This is a genomic window from Variovorax sp. FW301-JW7 (assembly GCF_058788795.1).
On the sequence record NZ_JBYTBC010000002.1, the window covers coordinates 95068 to 114190 of the forward strand.

19 protein-coding genes and 1 tRNA gene are annotated in these 19123 nt (G+C 65.6%); 6 read left to right on the plus strand and 14 right to left on the minus strand.

The window, feature by feature from the left end; genetic code table 11:
* Nucleotides 1-28: 28 nt before the first annotated feature.
* From AC3WQM_RS05400 to AC3WQM_RS05435, 8 genes are all read right to left on the minus strand, one after another.
* On the minus strand, nucleotides 29-1060 hold the full coding sequence (locus AC3WQM_RS05400; RefSeq protein WP_492677259.1) for a hypothetical protein: 1032 nt from the start codon (nucleotides 1058-1060) through the stop codon (nucleotides 29-31).
* Nucleotides 1061-1066: 6 nt separating this feature from the next.
* The gene (locus AC3WQM_RS05405; RefSeq protein ID WP_489059802.1) at nucleotides 1067-2560 is read right to left on the minus strand and encodes an MBOAT family O-acyltransferase; all 1494 of its coding nucleotides are present in this window, start codon (nucleotides 2558-2560) and stop codon (nucleotides 1067-1069) included.
* Nucleotides 2561-2636: 76 nt separating this feature from the next.
* On the minus strand, nucleotides 2637-3248 hold the full coding sequence (gene coaE / locus AC3WQM_RS05410; RefSeq protein WP_492677260.1) for a dephospho-CoA kinase: 612 nt from the start codon (nucleotides 3246-3248) through the stop codon (nucleotides 2637-2639).
* Between the two features lie 13 nt (nucleotides 3249-3261).
* Nucleotides 3262-4227, minus strand: a complete 966-nt coding sequence (locus AC3WQM_RS05415) for a prepilin peptidase (RefSeq protein ID WP_492677261.1) — start codon at nucleotides 4225-4227, stop codon at nucleotides 3262-3264.
* Nucleotides 4227-5456 (minus strand): type II secretion system F family protein, encoded by a 1230-nt coding sequence (locus AC3WQM_RS05420; RefSeq protein ID WP_492677262.1) that lies wholly within the window; start codon nucleotides 5454-5456, stop codon nucleotides 4227-4229. The genes AC3WQM_RS05415 and AC3WQM_RS05420 overlap by 1 nt, the downstream gene beginning before the upstream one ends.
* 24 nt (nucleotides 5457-5480) lie before the next feature.
* Nucleotides 5481-7214: a type IV-A pilus assembly ATPase PilB gene (gene pilB, locus AC3WQM_RS05425; RefSeq protein WP_489059796.1), complete on the minus strand. Its 1734-nt coding sequence runs from the start codon at nucleotides 7212-7214 to the stop codon at nucleotides 5481-5483.
* A gap of 115 nt (nucleotides 7215-7329) precedes the next feature.
* Nucleotides 7330-7406 (minus strand) — tRNA-Pro (locus AC3WQM_RS05430).
* Between the two features lie 52 nt (nucleotides 7407-7458).
* Complete coding sequence (locus AC3WQM_RS05435; RefSeq protein WP_447780035.1) at nucleotides 7459-8451, minus strand: polyprenyl synthetase family protein; 993 nt, start codon at nucleotides 8449-8451, stop codon at nucleotides 7459-7461.
* A 182-nt stretch (nucleotides 8452-8633) separates the two neighbouring features.
* Between AC3WQM_RS05435 and rplU the strand changes: the two genes are divergently transcribed.
* The 4 genes from rplU to proB all read left to right on the plus strand — a co-directional run bounded on the left by rplU (nucleotide 8634) and on the right by proB (nucleotide 11587).
* Entirely contained in the window at nucleotides 8634-8945 is a 312-nt protein-coding gene (rplU, locus tag AC3WQM_RS05440; protein WP_042578903.1) for a 50S ribosomal protein L21, read from the plus strand.
* A 12-nt stretch (nucleotides 8946-8957) separates the two neighbouring features.
* Nucleotides 8958-9218, plus strand: a complete 261-nt coding sequence (gene rpmA, locus AC3WQM_RS05445; protein ID WP_013543198.1) for a 50S ribosomal protein L27 — start codon at nucleotides 8958-8960, stop codon at nucleotides 9216-9218.
* 72 nt (nucleotides 9219-9290) lie between these two features.
* Nucleotides 9291-10367 carry an Obg family GTPase CgtA gene (gene cgtA, locus AC3WQM_RS05450; RefSeq protein ID WP_070063611.1) on the plus strand — a complete coding sequence of 359 codons (1077 nt, stop codon included), beginning with the start codon at nucleotides 9291-9293 and terminating at the stop codon, nucleotides 10365-10367.
* 80 nt (nucleotides 10368-10447) lie between these two features.
* Nucleotides 10448-11587, plus strand: a complete 1140-nt coding sequence (gene proB, locus AC3WQM_RS05455) for a glutamate 5-kinase (RefSeq protein ID WP_489059791.1) — start codon at nucleotides 10448-10450, stop codon at nucleotides 11585-11587.
* 34 nt (nucleotides 11588-11621) lie between these two features.
* On the opposite strand, the gene AC3WQM_RS05460 is transcribed toward proB, so the two are convergent.
* Together AC3WQM_RS05460 and AC3WQM_RS05465 are read right to left on the minus strand one after the other, a co-directional pair.
* Nucleotides 11622-12215 (minus strand): CNP1-like family protein, encoded by a 594-nt coding sequence (locus tag AC3WQM_RS05460; RefSeq protein ID WP_492677263.1) that lies wholly within the window; start codon nucleotides 12213-12215, stop codon nucleotides 11622-11624.
* Nucleotides 12163-12831 carry an RNA pyrophosphohydrolase gene (locus AC3WQM_RS05465; RefSeq protein ID WP_099792345.1) on the minus strand — a complete coding sequence of 223 codons (669 nt, stop codon included), beginning with the start codon at nucleotides 12829-12831 and terminating at the stop codon, nucleotides 12163-12165. Before AC3WQM_RS05465 ends, AC3WQM_RS05460 begins: the two co-directional genes overlap by 53 nt.
* Nucleotides 12832-12966: 135 nt before the next feature.
* Here AC3WQM_RS05465 and AC3WQM_RS05470 point away from each other — a divergent pair, with 135 nt between their 5' ends.
* Together AC3WQM_RS05470 and AC3WQM_RS05475 are read left to right on the plus strand one after the other, a co-directional pair.
* Nucleotides 12967-14712 carry a proline--tRNA ligase gene (locus tag AC3WQM_RS05470; RefSeq protein ID WP_492677264.1) on the plus strand — a complete coding sequence of 582 codons (1746 nt, stop codon included), beginning with the start codon at nucleotides 12967-12969 and terminating at the stop codon, nucleotides 14710-14712.
* Nucleotides 14709-15383 (plus strand): lytic transglycosylase domain-containing protein, encoded by a 675-nt coding sequence (locus AC3WQM_RS05475; protein ID WP_492677265.1) that lies wholly within the window; start codon nucleotides 14709-14711, stop codon nucleotides 15381-15383. Before AC3WQM_RS05470 ends, AC3WQM_RS05475 begins: the two co-directional genes overlap by 4 nt.
* 10 nt (nucleotides 15384-15393) lie before the next feature.
* Here the strand turns inward: AC3WQM_RS05475 and paeA are convergent, their stop codons facing one another.
* The 4 genes from paeA to prfA all read right to left on the minus strand — a co-directional run bounded on the left by paeA (nucleotide 15394) and on the right by prfA (nucleotide 19104).
* Nucleotides 15394-16713, minus strand: a complete 1320-nt coding sequence (paeA, locus tag AC3WQM_RS05480; RefSeq protein ID WP_492677266.1) for a polyamine export protein PaeA — start codon at nucleotides 16711-16713, stop codon at nucleotides 15394-15396.
* Nucleotides 16714-16805: 92 nt separating this feature from the next.
* On the minus strand, nucleotides 16806-17135 hold the full coding sequence (grxD, locus tag AC3WQM_RS05485) for a Grx4 family monothiol glutaredoxin (protein ID WP_056578246.1): 330 nt from the start codon (nucleotides 17133-17135) through the stop codon (nucleotides 16806-16808).
* 32 nt (nucleotides 17136-17167) lie between these two features.
* The gene (gene prmC, locus AC3WQM_RS05490) at nucleotides 17168-18016 is read right to left on the minus strand and encodes a peptide chain release factor N(5)-glutamine methyltransferase (RefSeq protein ID WP_492677267.1); all 849 of its coding nucleotides are present in this window, start codon (nucleotides 18014-18016) and stop codon (nucleotides 17168-17170) included.
* Entirely contained in the window at nucleotides 18016-19104 is a 1089-nt protein-coding gene (gene prfA, locus AC3WQM_RS05495; protein WP_492677268.1) for a peptide chain release factor 1, read from the minus strand. Before prfA ends, prmC begins: the two co-directional genes overlap by 1 nt.
* Nucleotides 19105-19123: the final 19 nt, after the last annotated feature.

Consider the following 19123-nt stretch of genomic DNA (forward strand, 5'->3'; position numbering starts at 1 on the left):
GTCGGTTTCCTGTCGCGGAATCATAACTTCAGGGCGATTTGGAAGGGGGTGTCGGCATCACTTCACGCACCGCAGCCAGCATGCGCTCGCCGAGTGCGAGCTGTCCATGCATGGACATGTGCGTGTCGTTCGAGAAGTAGAAGTCGCGGATCTGCGTGTGCTTTTCGCGGGTGAAGGCGTAAAGGTCGGGGCCCAGCTTCGCGTCGCGGAAGCCGCTTTCGAAGTCCTTCGAGAAATCGGGCTTGAGGTAGACCGTGGTCTTGTTGGGCACCACCATCCACAGAAGCGGGATGGTGCTGTGCGCAGCGGTGAAGTTCTTCATTCGCGCCAGCGTGTCGAGGGTCAACGGGCCATTGTCTTCGTCTTCCTGGAAGAAGGGCATCCGGTCGCACTGGCGATGCGAGAAGAATTTGCAACCGTCGGGGACTTTCCTTACCCAGGTGTCACGATCGAAATAGGTGTCTACCGGCGAGTTCTTGGCCTTCCACGTGTGGTAGTAGGTCACGACGCCGGTCATGTACTGCACTTCCCAGTTGGGCGCGAAGGCCGGCACGGTCTCGTCGGGCTCGATCAGGGGCTCGGCCTTGGCGCTGTAGGGGAAGATGGTCTTGCCGTCCTTGCAGCGCTCGCTGTAGCGCATGCGCATGTCCAGCAAACGCTCCACGCTTTCGATGATGACCAGCTTGCCCTTGAAGCCGGAGTCATGGACCCACTGGCTGAAGTCGCCGCACAGCGATTCGCCGTACTGGCCCCAGTACGAGGTCGAGACCCGGTAGCCGGCTTTGGCGAGCACGGACTGCCAGCGGTGCGTCATGGAAAAGCTGTCGCCCACGACCATCACGTCTGCCTGTTCGATGGGCGTGCTGGCAAGGTAGGCCGGGTCGACCTTGGGTGGTGGGTCACGCCAGCCGAACTCGCGTTCGGACAGGCGTCCGATGCGCGTGAGGTCGCCGTAGGGCACCGGGCTGGTGAGCGAAATGATCCACAGGGCCATCAGGACGAAGTAGCCGAAGAGGAAGAACCGCAGCCAGACTTTCGCGGGCGTCGTGGTCGTCGTCATGTCGAATCAGAATTGGAAATAGAGGAAGGGGCTGTAGCCGCCCAGCTTCGAAACGCACCACGCGAACAGTGCGAAGGTACCGATGGCGAGCACCACGGTCGACAGGCGGGCCATCACCGGACGGCCGGCCATCGACTTCGGATGGGGAATCCAGCGCTCCAGGGTGATGGTCGGCGGCAGCGTCAGGCAGATGACGATCGCCACCAGCATGAGCTGGAAGAACTCCGGCTTGCGGAACGGCACCTTGCCGAATTCGCTGAATGCCGAGGCCGGCGCGCCGTGCAGGCCGAGCATGCCCTTGTAGATCGACATGGCCGTGTTCATGCCGTCGGCGCGGAAGACGATCCAGGCCACCACCACGCACAGGAAGGTCAGCAGCCAGCCCAGCACGCGCGCGATGCGCCCCGGGGTGGCGTTGCGACGGACCTTGGCGTTCCAGAGGTGGTTGACCATCAGGAACGCGCCGTGCATCGCGCCCCAGACCACGAAGGTCCAGGCCGCACCGTGCCACAGGCCGCCCAGCAGCATCGTGAGGAACAGATTCAGGTAGCGCCGCGCCGGGCCCTTGCGGTTGCCGCCTAGCGGCACGTAGAGGTAGTCGCGCAGGAAGGTCGACAGCGAGATGTGCCAGCGGCGCCAGAACTCGATGATGTTGGTCGACTTGTAGGGCGAGCGGAAGTTGAGCGGCAGCTGCACGCCCAGGCACATCGAGAGGCCCACGGCCATGTCCGAGTAGCCCGAGAAGTCGAAGTAGATCTGCAGCGTGTAGGCCAGCGCGCCGAACCATGCGGTGTACAGCGTGGGCTCGATGCCCTTGTGAACGCCGTTGAACATCAGGTCGGCGTACTGCCCCATGGGGTCGGCAATCAGCAGTTTCTTGGCGAGGCCGAAGACGAAGATCGTGAGGCCGATGGCGACCTTGTTCGGGTCCATTCGGTAGGTCGCGGGGTTCGCGAACTGCGGCATCATCTGCGCGTGGTGCAGCACCGGGCCCGCGATCAGGTGCGGGAAGTAGGTGACGAACAGCATGTAGTGGATGAAGCTGCGCTCGTGCACCTTGCCCTGCCAGCAGTCGACCAGGAAGGCGATCTGCGTGAAGGTATAGAACGAGATGCCGATCGGCAGCACGATGTGCACCAGATCGATCGGTGTGAGACCCGCTGCGACCAGTCCGGCGTCGACGTTTTCCAGGAAGAAGTTGGCGTACTTGAAGACGGCCAGCACGCCCAGGTTGATCACCAGCGCGGTGATCAGCAGCGTCTTGCGCTTGCGGTCGTTGCGGCCCGGCGCGGGTGTCAGCTGCAGGCCGAACCAGTAGTTGACGCAGATGGAGCCCAGCAGCAGCGGCAGGGCCTGCATGCTCCACCAGCCATAGAAGAACAACGAGGCCAGTCCGAGGAAGCCGGCGGCGGCGCGGGTGTTGCGCTTGCCGATCAGGAAGAACCCGATCAGGACCAGCGGGAAATAGACAAAAATGAAGGGATACGAGTTGAAAAGCATCTCGGGGAGGGCACTGCAGTGGCGAGCGCCTTTTTGTCGTAATCGTTATAGAGCCGCCGGGGCGGCTGGTCTCCGATTATCGCGTGGTGGCCGCAGCCCACAGCTTCCAGAGACCCCGCACCTCGGTGCCCAGTTCCGCGAGCGTCAGTGACTCGTTGTAAATCACGGCGTCGGCGGCGGCCCGGCGTGCCTTGCGCGGGGCCTGCTGGGTGATCACGGCGCGCACCGCTTCGGGTGTCCAGCCTGAACGCGCCATCACACGCTGCAGCTGGGTTTCTTCCCGCGCATCGACCACCAGCACGCGGTCCACGAGGGCGCGCCAGCGGCCGGATTCAACCAGCAAGGGCACGTCGAACACGACGACGGCATCGTTGCCGGCCGCGGCGGCCTGGCGCTGGGTCTCGGTGCCGATCAGCGGGTGCAGGATGGCTTCGAGGCGGGTCTTGGCGCCCGCATCGGTGAACACGAGCTGGCGCATGGCGGCCCGGTCGAGGCCGCCGTCGGGCGCGATGACGGAAGGGCCGAACGCGGCCTCGAGGGCGGGCATCGCAATACCGCCGGGCTGCGCGATGCGGCGTGCAATGGCGTCGGTGTCGACCAGCACGGCCCCTTCGGCCGCCAGCAGCGACGCAACCGTGCTCTTGCCGCTGCCGATGCCGCCGGTCAGGCCGATGCGCTTCACCGCCATGCCGCTGTCGTTCTCAAAGGGCCAGGGCCCCGAAAGGGAAGGCGAGAGGAATCCACTGCTTGACGACGGCGGGACCGGCCACGAGGCAGATCAGGCCGGCGCCGGCCAGGAAGGGGCCGAAGGCGATGGGGATGTCCTTGTGGGCCAGCTTGCCGGCGAAGCGCAGCGTGAGGCCGATCACGGCGCCCACCACCGACGAGACGAGGATGATCGCGATGAGGTAGTCGGCGCCGAGCCAGGCGCCCAATGCGGCGAGCAGTTTGAAGTCCCCATGTCCCATGCCTTCCTTGCCTGTGGCCAGGCGATAGCCATGGTACACAAGCCACAGGCTCAGGTAGCCGAACACGGCGCCCCAGACGGCGGCACTCAGGGCAACGCCGGTCCAGCCCATGGCGGCGCCGATCAGGCCGAGCCAGAGCAGCGGGTAGTTCAGCGCATCGGGCAGGAACTGGGTGTCGAAGTCGATGAGGAACTGGCAGATCAACACGGCACCGAAGGCCGCCCACAGTGCGCCGGTGGGGGTGAGGCCGAAGCGATATGCGCACAGCGCGAACAGCGCGCCCGTGATGAGCTCCACAAGAGGGTAGCGGGGGCTGATCGAGGTCTTGCAACTGGCGCATCGGCCACGCAGCAGCAGGTAGCTCAGCACGGGGATGTTCTGGTACCAGCGAATCTTGTGACCGCAGGCACCGCACCGCGACGCAGGGCGCGACAGGTCGAAAGGCGGCAGCTTCTCGAGGGCTTCGGCCGCCTTGTCCGCCGCCGCTTCGAGGCCGGCTGGCGGCGTGGCCTTCGGGCCGAACACCAAGGACCAGAGCGATGGCATGTCCTTCGACGACATGAGGTTGGCGACCGCATCGCTCAGCCAGCCCCGGTACATCATGACCGGGGTGCGGTAGATCACCACATTCAGGAAGCTGCCGACCAATAGCCCCAGCACACCGGCCAACGCGGTGTCGAACCCTTGCGACACGAGCATCAGACGACCTGGCCGAGCTTGAAGATGGGCAGGTACATCGACACCACGATGCCACCGATGATGACGCCCAGGAACACGATGATGATGGGTTCCATCAGGCTGGAGAGGCCGGCGACCATGTCGTCGACTTCGGACTCGTAGAAGTCCGCGGCCTTGCCGAGCATGTGGTCGATCGAGCCCGACTCCTCACCGATGGCGGTCATCTGGATCACCATCGAGGGGAACAGGTTGACGTTGGTCATGGCCGTCGTGAGGCTGGTGCCGGTCGAGACTTCCTGCTGGATCTTGGCCGTGGCATCGCCGTACACGGAGTTGCCCGAGGCGCCGCCCACGGAGTCGAGGGCTTCCACCAGCGGCACGCCGGCTGCGAACATGGTGGCGAGCGTGCGGGTCCAGCGGGCCACGCAAGATTTTTCGATCAGCGCGCCGAAGATGGGCAGGCGCAGCAGCAGGCGGTCCATGACCTTCTGGACGCGCTCGTTGCGCTTCCAGGCTTGCAGGAAGAAGTAGATGCCACCGCCGAGCACGCTGAAGATCAGCCACCAGTAGGAAACGAAGAACTCGCTGATTCCCATCACGATCAGCGTCGGCGCGGGCAGGTCGGCACCGAACGAGGTGAACACTTGCTTGAACGCTGGGATCACGAAGATCATGATGATCGCCACCACGATGAAGGCCACGACGACCACCGAGGTCGGGTACATCAGCGCCGACTTGATCTTCGACTTGATCGCCTCGGTCTTCTCCATGTAGGTCGCCAAGCGGTCGAGCAGGTCCTCCAAAATACCGGCCGCTTCACCGGCTTCCACGAGGTTGCAATAGAGGTTGTCGAAGTACTTCGGAAACTTGCGGAACGCGGCCGAAAGCGAGGTGCCAGTTTCGACATCGCTGCGGATGTCGTTCAGCAGCTTGGCGACGCTCGGATTTGCATTGCCGCGACCCACGATGTCGAAGGACTGCAGCAACGGCACGCCGGCCTTCATCATGGTCGCAAGTTGGCGCGTGAAGATGGCGATGTCCTTGGGCTTGATCGCCTTGCCCGAGCGCATGCGGCGCTTCTTGATCTTGGACGCCAGCACGCCCTGGCGGCGCAGTGCCGCCTGCACCTGGTTCTCGCCGGCGGCGCGAAGCTCGCCGCGCACCAGCTTGCCGTTGCGGTCCTTGCCTTCCCATTCGAAGACGAATTCCTTGTGTGTGACCTGCGAGCGGGAGGGTGCCACTGTTGCCATTCGATCTCCGGTTCAGTGTGTTCGTTATAGGTTGGTGCAGGCCACGACTTCTTCGAGCGAAGTGAGGCCCTGCATGACTTTGCGAAGGCCGGACTGGCGCAGCGAGCGCACGCCTTCGGCTTCGGATTGGTTCGCGATGTCCAGTGCGCTGCCATCGCGCAGGATGATTTCCTGGATGGCTTCCGAAATCGGCATCACCTGGTAGATGCCGACCCGGCCTTTGTAGCCGCCGCTGCAGGCGGCGCAGCCGACCGGGCGGTATGGCTTCCAGGTGCCGTTGATGTCTTCCTCGTTGAAGCCGGCTTCGAGCAGGGCTTCACGCGGGATATCGATCGGCGCGCGGCACAGCATGCACAGCCGGCGCGCGAGGCGTTGCGCGGTGATCAGGATCACGCTCGAGGCGATGTTGAAGGGCGCGATGCCCATGTTGCGCATGCGCGTGAGCGTGGTCGGGGCGTCGTTGGTGTGCAGCGTCGACAGCACCAGGTGACCCGTTTGCGCGGCCTTGATCGAGATGTCGGCGGTTTCGAGGTCGCGGATTTCGCCGACCATGATGATGTCGGGATCCTGCCGCAGGAAGGCGCGCAGCGCCGCCGCGAAGGTGAGGCCGGCCTTCTCGTTGACGTTGACCTGGTTGACGCCAGGCAGGTTGATTTCCGACGGGTCTTCCGCCGTCGCGATGTTGACGCCCGGCTGGTTGAGCAGGTTCAGGCAGGTGTACAGCGACACGGTCTTGCCCGAGCCCGTGGGGCCGGTCACCAGCACCATGCCGTACGGGCGGCCGATGGCGTGGAGGAGCCGTTCCTTTTCGTCGGCGTCGTAGCCCAGGGCATCGATGCCCATGCGCGCGCTGCTCGGGTCCAGGATACGCACGACGATCTTCTCGCCGAACAGCGTGGGCAGCGTGCTCACGCGGAAGTCGATCACGCGGTCGGGACCGATCTTGAGCTTCATGCGGCCGTCTTGCGGCACACGTTTTTCCGAGATGTCGAGCCGGGAAATGACCTTGATGCGCGAGGCCAGCTTGTCCTTGATGACCGTGGGCGGGGAGGCGATTTCGCGCAGTTCGCCGTCGACCCGGAAGCGCACCCGGTAGTGGTGTTCGTAGGGCTCGAAGTGGATGTCCGAGGCCCGCATGCTCACGGCGTCGAGCAGCATCTTGTGCAGGAAGCGCACCACAGGTGCGTCTTCGACCTCTGCGATGGCCTGTTCGTTGGCGTCACCCGAGGTGTCGGCTGTGACATCGTCGAACTCGAACTCGGCGCCGACGATGCTGTTGATGGACTCCGCCGCGCTGACCGCAGCGGCCTCGATCATGCGAGAGAGCTTGTCGTACTCCGCGATGACCCAGTCCACGCCCATCTGCGAGGCGAACTTGATTTTTTCTGCAGCCTGCTGGTCCGACGGGTCGGCCGTGGCGACGATCAGGCGGTTGTTGCGCTTGCTGAGAACGACGATGCGGTAAGCGTGGCAGAGCTTTGGATCGAGCAGGTCCTTGGGCAAGCGCTGGTGATCGATGGCATCGAGGTCGAGCAGTGGGGCTCCGAAAGCGCTCGACAGGGTGTGGGCGAGGTCCGCAGCCGAGACGGCACCCGTGCCGGTCAATTCGGCGATGAAGCTCGTGCGCCCGCTCAGTGACTTCTGATAGATCTCTTCGGCTGATTTCGCTGCAAGCTTGCCGGCGGACACCAAGGCGCGCGCCAGGCCGGGAAGGGCGATCTGCGTAGTTTCTTTAACGGGAATTTCGGCAGCGGCCATTCAGCGAATGCAAAAGATGTGAAAAAGTGCTTCACGATCATCGCTGAACACGCCTGTGCTGTAAATCGTTACACAGCAACAGGGGCTGACATTAACTGGACCAGTCGAGAAAAACTGGTCGGGGTGAGAGGATTCGAACCTCCGGCCTCTACGTCCCGAACGTAGCGCTCTACCAGGCTAAGCTACACCCCGATTGGTTGCAAGAAAAAGAACTCGTCCTAGATGCCAACTCTGTGGAGGTGTTTCAGGCACGTCGCTCAAGCAACTGAGCCGCTAATTGTAGCAAACCTGAAGCGTGCAAATTCGACGGAAGGTCGCGCAATGCATGAATTGCGCGTTCGGCCTCTGCCGCGGCCGCTGCACGCGAGGCTTCCAGTGCGCCCGTTTCGCGAACGATCTCGACGATTTTTCCCAGCTGGGCAGTGTCGCCGGCCTCGATGGCGGCGCGCACCAGCGCGCTCTGTTCGGGCGTGCCGCGCTGCATGGCGAAGATCAGTGGCAAGGTCGTCTTGCCTTCGCGCAGGTCGTCGCCGACGTTCTTTCCGGTTTCGTGAGCGTCGCCTGCGTAGTCGAGCACGTCGTCGATCACCTGGAAGGCGGTGCCCAGTGCTTGCCCGTAAGTGGCGCAGGCCTCTTCGACTTCGGGCGTGGTGCCGGCCAGCACGGCTGCCAGCCGGGTGCTCGCCTCGAAGAGTTTGGCGGTCTTGGAGCGGATCACGCGCAGATACGCCGCTTCGTCCAGCGAGGCGTCGTGCATGTTCATCAGTTGCAGCACTTCACCTTCCGCGATCACGTTGGTCGCTTCGGCCAGGATCTGCATGATGCGCATGTTGTTTGCATCCAACATCATCTGGAAGGCGCGCGAGTACAGGAAGTCGCCCACCAGCACGCTGGCGGGGTTGCCGAAGGATTCGTTGGCGGTGGCGCGGCCCCTGCGCAGGGTCGATTCGTCGACCACATCGTCGTGCAGCAGGGTGGCGGTGTGGATGAACTCCACCACGGCCGCCAGATTGAAGCGTTGGTCGCCGGTGTAGCCGAGTGCGCCTGCCATGAGCAGCAGCAGCGCCGGCCGCAGCCGCTTGCCGCCCGCCGAGATGATGTATTGCGAAACCTGGCTGACCAGCGGGACGCCGGTATTGAGGCGTTGGGCGATCACACGGTCGACTTCGACCATGTCGCCGGCAATCAGGTCCAGCACGGTGGCGGTGGGGGAGGTGTCGGCGGCGGGAACTGGCAAAGCGAAGGCGCGAGGCGCTGCGAAGATGAGGGCGGCCCTGGGGGCCGGAACGCCGGAATTATAGGGAGCCGTGCACGAATCCCAGGCGTGTCTCAGAGTCGGGGTGGTGAGCGATCGCAAACCGCGCTATAATCTTGGGCTCTGCGGAATTCGCTGCGGAGACTCATTTCTAAGAGGTTTACATGTACGCGGTCATAAAAACCGGCGGCAAGCAATATCGCGTTGCTTCCGGCGAAAAAATTAAAGTAGAACAGATTGCTGCGGACGTAGGCCAGGAAATCGTGATCGACCAGGTTCTGGCTGTCGGAAACGGCGCTGAAATCAAGGTTGGTACGCCCCTGGTGTCCGGCGCAACGGTGACAGTCACGGTACTGTCGCACGGCAAGCACGACAAGGTCGGCATCTTCAAGATGCGCCGTCGCAAGCACTATCAGAAACGTCAAGGCCATCGCCAGCAGTTCACCGAACTGCAAATCGGCGCGATCGCCGGCTAAGGAGCACATTCCATGGCACAGAAAAAAGGCGGCGGCTCCACGCGAAACGGGCGCGATTCCAAGCCCAAGATGCTCGGCGTGAAGGCCTTCGGCGGCGAACTGATCAGCGCAGGCTCGATCATCGTGCGCCAGCGCGGCACCCAGTTCCACCCCGGCGTGAACGTCGGCGTGGGCAAGGACCACACGCTCTTCGCTCTGGTCGACGGCCACGTGTCGTTCGGTCACAAGGGTGCGCTGAACAAGCACATGGTCAACGTGACGCCCGCGGCCTAAGCCCCGCAGTCACTTCGATCTTTCCGAGGCCCCGCATTGCCGGGGCTTCTTCATTTGTAAACTGGACATCCCATGAAGTTCGTCGACGAAGCCTTCATCGACATCGCCGCGGGCGATGGCGGCAACGGCTGCGTGTCGTTCCGTCATGAGAAGTACAAAGAGTTCGGCGGCCCCAACGGCGGCGACGGCGGCCGTGGCGGCCACGTGTTCGCGGTGGCCGACTCGAACCTCAACACCCTGGTCGATTTCCGCTACTCGCGCCGGCACGAAGCCAAGCGCGGCGAGCACGGCATGGGCTCCGACATGTTCGGCGCCGCGGGCGATGACATCGTGCTCCGGATGCCGGTCGGCACGATCATCACCGACGCCGAAACCGGCGAGGTTCTGTACGAGATGCTGACGGAAGGTGAGGTCGTCACGATCGCCAAGGGCGGTGATGGCGGTTTCGGCAACATGCGCTTCAAGAGCGCGATCAACCGTGCGCCGCGCCAGAAGACGCCCGGCTGGCCCGGTGAGAAGAAGAGCCTCAAGCTCGAACTCAAGGTGCTGGCCGATGTGGGCCTGCTGGGTATGCCCAACGCGGGCAAGTCGACCCTGATCAGCGCCATCTCGAATGCCCGTCCCCGTATCGCGGACTACCCCTTCACCACGCTGCACCCCAACCTGGGTGTGGTGCGCGTCGGCCCGGAGCAGAGCTTCGTGGTCGCCGACCTGCCCGGCCTGATCGAAGGCGCCTCCGAAGGTGCCGGCCTCGGTCACCTGTTCCTGCGGCACCTGCAGCGCACGCGCCTGCTGCTGCATGTGGTCGACATGGCGCCGTTCGACGATGCCGTTGACCCGGTCGCCCAGGCCAAGGCCATCGTGGGTGAACTGAAGAAGTACGATGCCGCGCTCTACGACAAGCCTCGCTGGCTGGTGCTGAACAAGCTCGACATGGTGCCTGGCGACGAGCGCGCGGCGCTGGTCAAGGACTTCGTCAAGCGCCTGCGCTTCAAGGGCCCGGTCTTCGAGATTTCGGCGCTCACGCGCGAGGGCTGCGAGCACCTGATCAAGGCCGTGTACCAGCAGGTCAAGGCGCAGCAGGTGGCCGAGCACGAAACCGTCGTGGTCGATCCGCGCTTCGTTCCGCTGCCGCCCGAAGGAAACTGAGGGCGTTGCATCGCCTTCGGTGCTGCAAAATGGATAGCAAGCAGCGCAGGCTGCATCCCTGAAACACGCCTTCTTCCTTCATGACCTCGAATTCCGGTTCCACTGCCTTGCGGGATGCCCGCCGTATCGTCGTCAAGGTGGGCTCCAGCCTCGTGACCAACGAGGGGCGCGGCCTCGACGAAGCCGCCATCGGCGAGTGGTGCCGGCAACTGGCGCAGCTGGTGCGCGACGGGCGCGAAGTGGTGATGGTGTCGAGCGGCGCCATCGCTGAAGGCATGAAGCGCCTGGGCTGGAAGACCCGGCCGCACGAGATCCACGAACTGCAGGCTGCGGCGGCCGTCGGGCAGATGGGCCTGGCCCAGATGTACGAGACCAAACTGCGCGAGAACCAGATCGGCAGCGCGCAGGTGCTGCTGACGCACGCCGACCTCGCGGACCGCGAGCGCTACCTCAACGCACGCTCGACCCTCGTCACCTTGCTGCGCCTGGGCGTGGTGCCGGTGATCAACGAGAACGACACCGTCGTCAACGACGAGATCAAGTTCGGCGACAACGACACGCTCGGCGCGCTGGTCGCCAACCTGGTCGAGGCCGATGCGCTGATCATCCTGACCGACCAGAAGGGCCTGTACACGGCCGACCCGCGCAAGGACCCCGACGCCAAGTTCGTCCACGAAGCCGCTGCCGGCGACCCGGCGCTCGAAGCCATGGCAGGCGGTGCCGGCTCGAGCATCGGGCGCGGCGGCATGATCACCAAGATCCTTGCAGCTAAGCGCGCGGCGGGTTCCGGCGCTTCGACGGTCATCGCCTGGGGTCGCGAAGCCGATGCGCTGTTGCGGCTCACGCGTGGCGAATCCATCGGCACGCTGCTGGTGGCGCAGACCGCCAAGCACCAGGCGCGCAAGCGCTGGATGGCCGATCACCTGCAATTGCGTGGTGCCGTCATCGTCGACGCCGGCGCGGCTGCGAAGGTGCGCGGCGAAGGCAAGAGCCTGTTGCCGATCGGCATGACGGGCGTGTCGGGTGAGTTCTCGCGCGGCGACGTGATCGCGGTGCGCGACGTCGACGGCGTCGAGCTGGCCCGTGGATTGGCCAATTACTCGAGCGTGGAGGCCCGGCTGCTGTGCCGCAAGCCTTCGGCCGAGTTCGAGCGGCTGTTGGGCTACGCGGCCGAGCCGGAGATGGTGCACCGCGACAACATGGTGCTGATGCCCGGTTGATCTGCTGGGCGGGGCGCAATGCCCCGCCGCCGGTTTACGGCAGTTCGCGCAGCGGGTTGCGGATGTTCTGCACCATCTCTGTGACCGAGCTGCGCGGCGCGTTGCCGCGGCACAGGCCCTGGGTCGCCAGCGCCGGCACGTAGCTGGAGTTCATGTCCCTCACGCGCTTCCATTCGGGCGACTTCGTTTCCTGCCAGGCACCGTTGTTGAAGCGGGCATAGCTCTTCATCTCTGCCGTCGAGCAGCGTACGCCTTCGTAGAAGGCATTGACGGCGCCACCGGCCCGGTTCTGTGCCACCACCACGTAGCGCACGATGCCGTCCTTCGTGATGGCGATGGTGTTCGGATCGACGCCGAACTTCAGTGTCATGTAGGGCGGCATCGCGATCGGCAGCAGACGGCTTTCGCTGAAGGCGGGCGGTGGCGGCACCGCGGTTTCTTCCCACTCCTTGTCCTGCTCCGTGCTCTTGGGTGCGGGCGGCATGCCGGCCTGGGCCCAGTCGGGGTTGTCGGTGTCGTAGCCGCGGGAGGCGCAGGCGGCCAGCAGGCTGACGCAGGCGATGACGAGCGCACGCTCAGCGTGGCGTCGGGAAAGAAGAAGGCGCGCTGTTCTTGGGAGGAGGTTCATCGCTCGCAGAAGGAAGGTCGGGATGCGGATCGAAGCTGCCGCCGGGCGGCAGGTCGAGGCCCGCAGGTGCTCCATGGTCCAGCGTGTGGCGCTCGAATTCTCGGGCGCGCACATTGCTGCGCAGGAAGCGGTTGCGGAAATCCTGCCGGGGCAGGTAGCGAGCAAGCTCGGTAAGCGCCATCTCGTAGACGCCGCGCTTGAACTCGACGACCACGTCGAGCGGGACCCAGTAGTCATGCCAGCGCCAAGCGTCGAATTCGGGATGGTCGGTGGCACGCAGGTTGAGATCCCAGTCGTGGCCGACAAGTTGCAGCAGATACCAGATCTGCTTCTGGCCTTTGTAGTGGCCCCGTGCGTCACGGCGGATGAACCGATCCGGCACCTCGTAGCGCAACCAGTCGCGGGTACGGGCCACGATGCGCACATGCTCCGGGTGGAGCCCGACTTCCTCGTGCAGTTCCCGGAACATGGCTTGCTCGGGACTTTCGCCACGGTCGATGCCGCCTTGCGGAAACTGCCAGGAATGCGTGCGTATGCGCTTGCCCCAGAAAACCTGGTTTCTCTGGTTGAGCAGGATGATGCCGACGTTGGGCCTGAAGCCGTCCCGGTCGAGCATAATCAAACCCCAATTTTTGAACTGAGTCGATTATGCATGCCGGGTTGCCCTCGGCAAGCGACCGGTTCCGGGCTCTCAGGGTCTCTCCGGGGTGCCTGTCTCCCTCCTCACTTCGAACCCACCTGCGCGATCCCGATGAAAGCTTCCCGATTTTTTGTCTCCACCCTGAAGGAAGCGCCCGCTGACGCCGAGGTCGCGAGCCATCGGCTCATGATGCGCGCCGGCATGATCAAGAAGCTCGGCACGGGCATCTACACGTACATGCCCATGGGCCTGCGCGTGATTCGCAAGGTCGAGGCGATCGTGCGCGAGGAAATGAACCGCGCCGGCGCCGTCGAGCTCACGATGCCCGTGGTGCAGCCGGCCGAGTTCTGGCAGGAGACCGGCCGCTTCGACAAGATGGGCCCCGAGCTCTTGCGCATCAAGGACCGCCACGACCGCGACTTCGTGATCCAGCCGACCAGCGAAGAAGTGGTGACCGACATCGCGCGCCAGGAAATCCGCAGCTACAAGCAGCTGCCGAAGAATTTCTACCAGATCCAGACCAAGTTCCGCGACGAGCGCCGTCCGCGCTTCGGCTTGATGCGCGGGCGCGAGTTCATCATGAAGGACGCCTACAGCTTCGACCGCGACCTCGACGCGGCCAAGGCCAGCTACCAGGTGATGGCGCAGGCCTACCGCAACATCTTCGACCGCTTCGGCCTGCGCTACCGCGCCGTGGCGGCGGACAGCGGCGCCATTGGCGGCGACCTGAGCGAAGAGTTCCAGGTGATTGCCGCCACGGGCGAAGACGCCATCGTCTACTGCCCCGACAGCAATTACGCCGCCAACATGGAAAAGGCCGAGGCGCTGGCCCCGGCCGGCCCGCGTCCCGCCGCCGCCAACGCGCTCGAGAAGACGCCCACGCCCGGCAAGAGCACCTGCGCCGACGTGGCCGAGCTGCTCGGCGTGCCGTTGGCCACCACGGTCAAGTCGCTGGTGCTGGCCACCGACATCCTCGACGATGCCGGCAACATCCAGGGCGCGCAGGTCTGGCTGCTGCTGCTGCGCGGCGACCACGACATGAACGAGATCAAGGTCAGCAAGCTGCCGGGCCTCGACAAGGGCTTCCGCTTCGCCACCACCGCCGAGATCGACGAGCACTTCGGCTGCAAGCCGGGCTACCTCGGCCCGCTGAACCTCAAGAAGCCCGTCAAGCTCGTGGCCGACCGCGAAGCCGCCGTGCTGGCCGACTGGATCACCGGCGCCAATGAGATCGACTTCCACATGACCGGCGTCAACTGGGGCCGCGACCTGCCCGAGCCCGACCTGGTCGCCGACCTGCGTAACGTGGTCGCCGGCGACGCCTCGCCCGACGGCAAGGGCGTGCTGGCCATCGAGCGCGGCATCGAAGTGGGCCACGTCTTCGTGCTGGGCACCAAGTACAGCAAGGACATGAACGCCACCTACCTCGACGAAGGCGGCAAGCCGCAGTTCCTCGAAATGGGGTGCTACGGCATCGGCATCACGCGCCTGCCGGCCGCCGCCATCGAACAGAACCACGACGAGCGCGGCATCATCTGGCCCGACGCGCTGGCGCCGTTCACGGTGGTGGTCTGCCCGATCGGCATGGACCGCAGCCCCGAGGTCAAGGTCGCGGCCGAAGCGCTCTATGAAGAGTTGCTGGCCAAGGGCGTCGACGTGCTGCTCGACGACCGCGGCGAGCGCCCCGGCGCGATGTTCGCCGACTGGGAGCTGATCGGCGTGCCGCACCGCGTGGTCATCTCCGACCGCGGCCTCAAGGAAGGCCAGCTCGAGTACCAGGGCCGGCGCGACACCGCCGCCACCAAGGTGCCCGTGGCCGGCATCGCCGACTTCATCGCCGGCAAGCTCGCGGCATGAGCGTGGCGGGGGGTCTTTCGCGACGCAGCTGCCTGTTAGGTGTGGGCAGCGCTGCGGCAGGCGCCCTGGCAGTTCTGTCGCTGCCGCAAACGGCCTGGGCCGGCGCGCAGATCGAAGAGCCGCTGATCGACTCGGTGCGCACTGCGCTGAGTTCGGCCATCCACAACAAGGCGCCGCCGGTGCCGCAGTTTGCCGACACCGAGGCCCGCCTTGCGTACCTGCGGTGGCTCGGCGAGATGAGCGAGCGCCTGCGCAAGAAGGTGGCCGATGCGTCCACGCGCATCGAGTTCCTGCAGACCGTCTGGTACGAGGCCAAGCGCTCGGGGCTCGACGTGAGCCTGGTGCTGGGCCTGATCCAGGTCGAGAGCAACTTCCGCAAGTTCGCGGTCTCCAGTGCGGGCGCGCGCGGCTACATGCAGGTGATGCCGTTCTGGACCCGCGTGATCGGCGACAGCGACTCCGCCAAGCTGTTCCACATGCAGACCAACCTGCGCTTCGGCTGCGTGATCCTGCGCCACTACCTCGACCGCGAGAAGGGCGACCTGTTCATGACGCTGGGCCGCTACAACGGCAGCCGGGGCCGGGCGCCGTACCCGGACGCCGTGTTCGCGAACCAGCGGCTTTGGGCGTACGCCGACAAGGACCGCGAGCGCGACCGCTCGGCCGCCTGAACACTGTCGCTCAGTCGGCGACCACGGCCTTCGCGGTGGCCGAGCCCCTGGTGACCATCACCTGGTCGATGCGGTAGCTGTCGACGTCCATCACCTCGAAGGTGTAGCCGCCCCAGGTCACGCTGTCCGTGCGCTTGGGCACGCGGCGCAGCATCACCATCAGGAAACCCGCCAGCGTCTCGTATTCCTCGGCATGCGGCAGCTCGTCGATGTGCAGTGCGCGTTGCACGTCCTGGATCGGTGTGATGCCGTCGATGAGCCACGAGTTCTCGTCGCGCTTCACGATCTGCTCTTCTTCGGGCGTCGAGGTCGACACCAGGTCGCCCATCACCGTGCTCATCACGTCGTTGAGCGTGATCACGCCCACCACCAGGCTGTACTCGTTGACGATGATCGCGAAGTCTTCGCGCGCCTGCTGGAACTGCTCGAGCACCTCGGTGAGCGAGAGCCGGTCGGGAATCACCAGCGCCTTGTGCAGCGTCAGGCCCTGGTCGAAGGCCAGCGGCTGGCCGCTGAGCACGCGCTGGAACATGTCCTTGGCGTCCACGTAGCCCAGCACGTGGTCGATGTCGCCGTCGCACACCGGGTAGGCCGAGAACGGCTCGGCCACGATGCGCGCACGCAGCACCGACTCGGGGTCGTCGTGCAAAAACCAGGCAATGCTCTCGCGCGCGGTCATCACGCTGCTGACGAGGCGCGTTTCCAGCTCGAACACGTTGGCGATCACCTGCTGCTCGCGTGCCGCCAGCACGCCGGCCTGCGCACCCGCCTCGGTCATGGCGAGGATGTCGGCCGAGGTGATCTTGTCGTCGCGCGCCATCGGCATGCCCAGCACCTTGAACAGCAGGTCGGTCGCGCGCGTGAAGAACCACACCAGCGGCTTGAAGGCGGTGATCAGCAACAGCATCGGCCCGACGATGCGCACGGCAAGCCGTTCGGGCGCGCTCATGCCCAGGCGCTTGGGGAACAGGTCGGCGAACACCAGGAACACCGCGATCACGATCACGAACGAGCACAGGAAGGCGATGTTGGCCGCCACCTCCACGCTCAGCCAGTTCTCGAAGAAGCGGGCGAAATACGGGCTCAGCGAGCCTTCGCCCACCACGCCGCCGAGGATCGCCACCGCATTCAGGCCGATCTGCACCACGGTGAAGTAGTGGCCCGGCTGCTCCTGCACGCGCAGCACCTTTTCCGCGCGCGGGTCGCCCTCGTCGGCCATCTGGCGCAGACGCAGGCGGCGCGAGGCGGCCAGGCAGATTTCGGCGAGGGAGAAGAAGGCGCTCATCGCGATCAGCAGCGCGATGATGAGCAGGCTTTGGGTGAGAGTCATGGCGGCACGTTGTAGACCGCCATGGTGCCATGACTGGCACCGGGTTCGGGCGCGCGCGGGGCGCGGCGCCCGTCAAACAGGGAGCGGAAGGCTCAGGCGGACGCGCCGCCGCCGATCACCTGCTGCAGCTCGCCCGACTCGTACATCTCCATCATGATGTCCGAGCCGCCCACGAATTCGCCCTTCACGTAGAGCTGGGGAATGGTGGGCCAGTTGCTGTATTCCTTGATGCCCTGGCGGATGCCGTCGTCTTCGAGCACGTTGACGGTCTTGAGCGCCTTGGTGTCGACGCCGACGGCCTTGAGGATCTGGATGGCGCGGCCCGAGAAGCCGCACATCGGGAAGCTGGCGTTGCCCTTCATGAAGAGCACGAGTTCGTTGGACTTGACGAGGTCGTCGATACGTTGTTGAGCGTCGGACATGGGGACTCCTGAAGAAAAGTGGGCTGGGGGGATTATTTCACCGTGCGCCAGATGCCGCCGGAGCAGCGCGCGATGCCGGCGAGGTCGTCGCGGCTTTGCACCTCGGCAAAACCGCGTTCGGCCAACAGCCGGCGCACCGCCTCGGCCTGGTCGTGGCCGTGCTCCAGCAGCAGCCAGCCGCCGTCGGCCAGGTGGGCAGGGGCGTCGCGCACGATCTGGCGGATGTCGTCGAGGCCGTCGGCGCCCGCGACCAGCGCGCGGGTCGGCTCGTGGCGCAGCGCGGGCAGGTGCGGGTCGCCGGCGGCGATGTACGGCGGGTTGCTGGCGATGACTGCGTAGCCGTCGGCGGCGCCGTCGAGCCAGCTCGATTCGGTGAAGCGCACCGGCAGGCCCAGGCGCTGCGCGTTGGCCCGGGCCACGGCGAGCGCGTCGGCGCTGGCATCGACCGCGTCGACCTGCGCGTCGGGGCGCGCATGCTGCAGCGCCAGCGCGATCGCGCCGCTGCCGGTGCCGAGGTCGAGCACGCGCGGGGCGGGGCGACCATCGAGGCAGGCCAGGGCCCATTCGACCAGCGTCTCGGTGTCGGGGCGCGGCACCAGCACGCGGGCATCGACCTGCAGCTGCAGGCCGTGGAATTCCTTCTCGCCCAGCAGATAGGCGACCGGCTCGCCCGCCGTGCGGCGCGACAGCTGGCGCGCGAACGCGGGCCAGGCCTCGCCGGGAAACGGGTCGGTGTCGTGCGCGAGCAGCCAGGCGCGGTCGTTCACGGGGCGGCCCAGCGCGTGCAGCAGCAGCAGCTGGGCGTCGAGGCGGTCGATGCCCAGGGCCATGGCCGCGGCCAGTGCCTGCGCCACGGTGGAGGGGGCGGAGGCTTCGGTCATCACGCGGGCAGGCTCGATTCCAGCTCGGCCAGCTGCTCGGCCTCGCGCGCGGCGCGCAGCGCCTCGAGCACATCGCCCAGGTCGCCTTCCATGATGGCGAGCAGCTTGTAGAGCGTGAGGTTGATGCGGTGGTCGGTGAGCCGGCCCTGCGGGAAGTTGTAGGTGCGGATGCGGTCCGAGCGGTCGCCGCTGCCGATCAGGCCCTTGCGCATCGCCGCGTCCTTGGCCGCGCGCTCGCTGCGGTCCTTCTCCTGGATGCGCGCCGACAGCACCTGCAGCGCCTTGGCCTTGTTGCGGTGCTGGCTGCGGTCGTCCTGGCACTCGGCCACGATGCCGGTCGGGATGTGCGTGATGCGCACGGCCGAGTCGGTCTTGTTGATGTGCTGGCCGCCGGCGCCGCTGGCGCGGTAGGTATCGATGCGCAGGTCCGCGGGGTTGATCTGCACCGCCACGGTCTCGTCGGGCTCGGCCAGCACGGCGACCGTGCAGGCGCTGGTGTGGATGCGCCCTTGCGTCTCGGTGGCCGGCACGCGCTGCACGCGGTGGCCGCCCGATTCGAAGCGCAGGTGGCCGAACACGTCGTCGCCGACGATGCGGATCACCACTTCCTTGTAGCCGCCGAGCTCGCTTTCGCTCTCGCTCACCACTTCGCAGCGCCAGCCGGCGCGCTCGCAGTAGCGCGTGTACATGCGCAGCAGGTCGCCCGCGAACAGCGCCGATTCGTCGCCGCCCGTGCCGGCGCGGATTTCCATGAAGGCGTTGCGCGCGTCGTCGGGGTCCTTGGGCAGCAGCAGGCGCTGCAGCTCGTCTTCGAGCTGCACCAGCTCGGCCTCGGCACCGGCGATTTCTTCCCTGGCCATCTCGGCCATGTCGGGGTCGTCGAGCATCTCCTTCGCGCCCGCGATGTCGGCTTCGCGCTGCTTGAAGCGCTCATAGCGGCCGGCGATCTGCGTGACCTCGGCGTGCTCGCGCGAGATGGTGCGGTACTGCGCCATGTCGCTCATGATGTCTTCGCGCGAGAGCAGGAAGTCGAGCTCGCCCAGGCGTTGGGCGTAGCGTTCGAGTTGGTGGCGCAGGAAGGATTTCACGACGGAAGGGGCTCGAAAA

Bases quoted from the DNA above. Each gene is read 5' to 3' on its own strand.
- AC3WQM_RS05400 (WP_492677259.1), bottom strand. From the start codon at position 1,060: ATGACGACGACCACGACGCCCGCGAAAGTCTGGCTGCGGTTCTTCCTC.
- AC3WQM_RS05405 (WP_489059802.1), bottom strand. From the start codon at position 2,560: ATGCTTTTCAACTCGTATCCCTTCATTTTTGTCTATTTCCCGCTGGTC.
- coaE (WP_492677260.1), bottom strand. From the start codon at position 3,248: ATGGCGGTGAAGCGCATCGGCCTGACCGGCGGCATCGGCAGCGGCAAG.
- AC3WQM_RS05415 (WP_492677261.1), bottom strand. From the start codon at position 4,227: ATGCTCGTGTCGCAAGGGTTCGACACCGCGTTGGCCGGTGTGCTGGGG.
- AC3WQM_RS05420 (WP_492677262.1), bottom strand. From the start codon at position 5,456: ATGGCAACAGTGGCACCCTCCCGCTCGCAGGTCACACACAAGGAATTC.
- pilB (WP_489059796.1), bottom strand. From the start codon at position 7,214: ATGGCCGCTGCCGAAATTCCCGTTAAAGAAACTACGCAGATCGCCCTT.
- rplU (WP_042578903.1), top strand. From the start codon at position 8,634: ATGTACGCGGTCATAAAAACCGGCGGCAAGCAATATCGCGTTGCTTCC.
- rpmA (WP_013543198.1), top strand. From the start codon at position 8,958: ATGGCACAGAAAAAAGGCGGCGGCTCCACGCGAAACGGGCGCGATTCC.
- cgtA (WP_070063611.1), top strand. From the start codon at position 9,291: ATGAAGTTCGTCGACGAAGCCTTCATCGACATCGCCGCGGGCGATGGC.
- proB (WP_489059791.1), top strand. From the start codon at position 10,448: ATGACCTCGAATTCCGGTTCCACTGCCTTGCGGGATGCCCGCCGTATC.
- AC3WQM_RS05460 (WP_492677263.1), bottom strand. From the start codon at position 12,215: ATGAACCTCCTCCCAAGAACAGCGCGCCTTCTTCTTTCCCGACGCCAC.
- AC3WQM_RS05465 (WP_099792345.1), bottom strand. From the start codon at position 12,831: ATGCTCGACCGGGACGGCTTCAGGCCCAACGTCGGCATCATCCTGCTC.
- AC3WQM_RS05470 (WP_492677264.1), top strand. From the start codon at position 12,967: ATGAAAGCTTCCCGATTTTTTGTCTCCACCCTGAAGGAAGCGCCCGCT.
- AC3WQM_RS05475 (WP_492677265.1), top strand. From the start codon at position 14,709: ATGAGCGTGGCGGGGGGTCTTTCGCGACGCAGCTGCCTGTTAGGTGTG.
- paeA (WP_492677266.1), bottom strand. From the start codon at position 16,713: ATGACTCTCACCCAAAGCCTGCTCATCATCGCGCTGCTGATCGCGATG.
- grxD (WP_056578246.1), bottom strand. From the start codon at position 17,135: ATGTCCGACGCTCAACAACGTATCGACGACCTCGTCAAGTCCAACGAA.
- prmC (WP_492677267.1), bottom strand. From the start codon at position 18,016: ATGACCGAAGCCTCCGCCCCCTCCACCGTGGCGCAGGCACTGGCCGCG.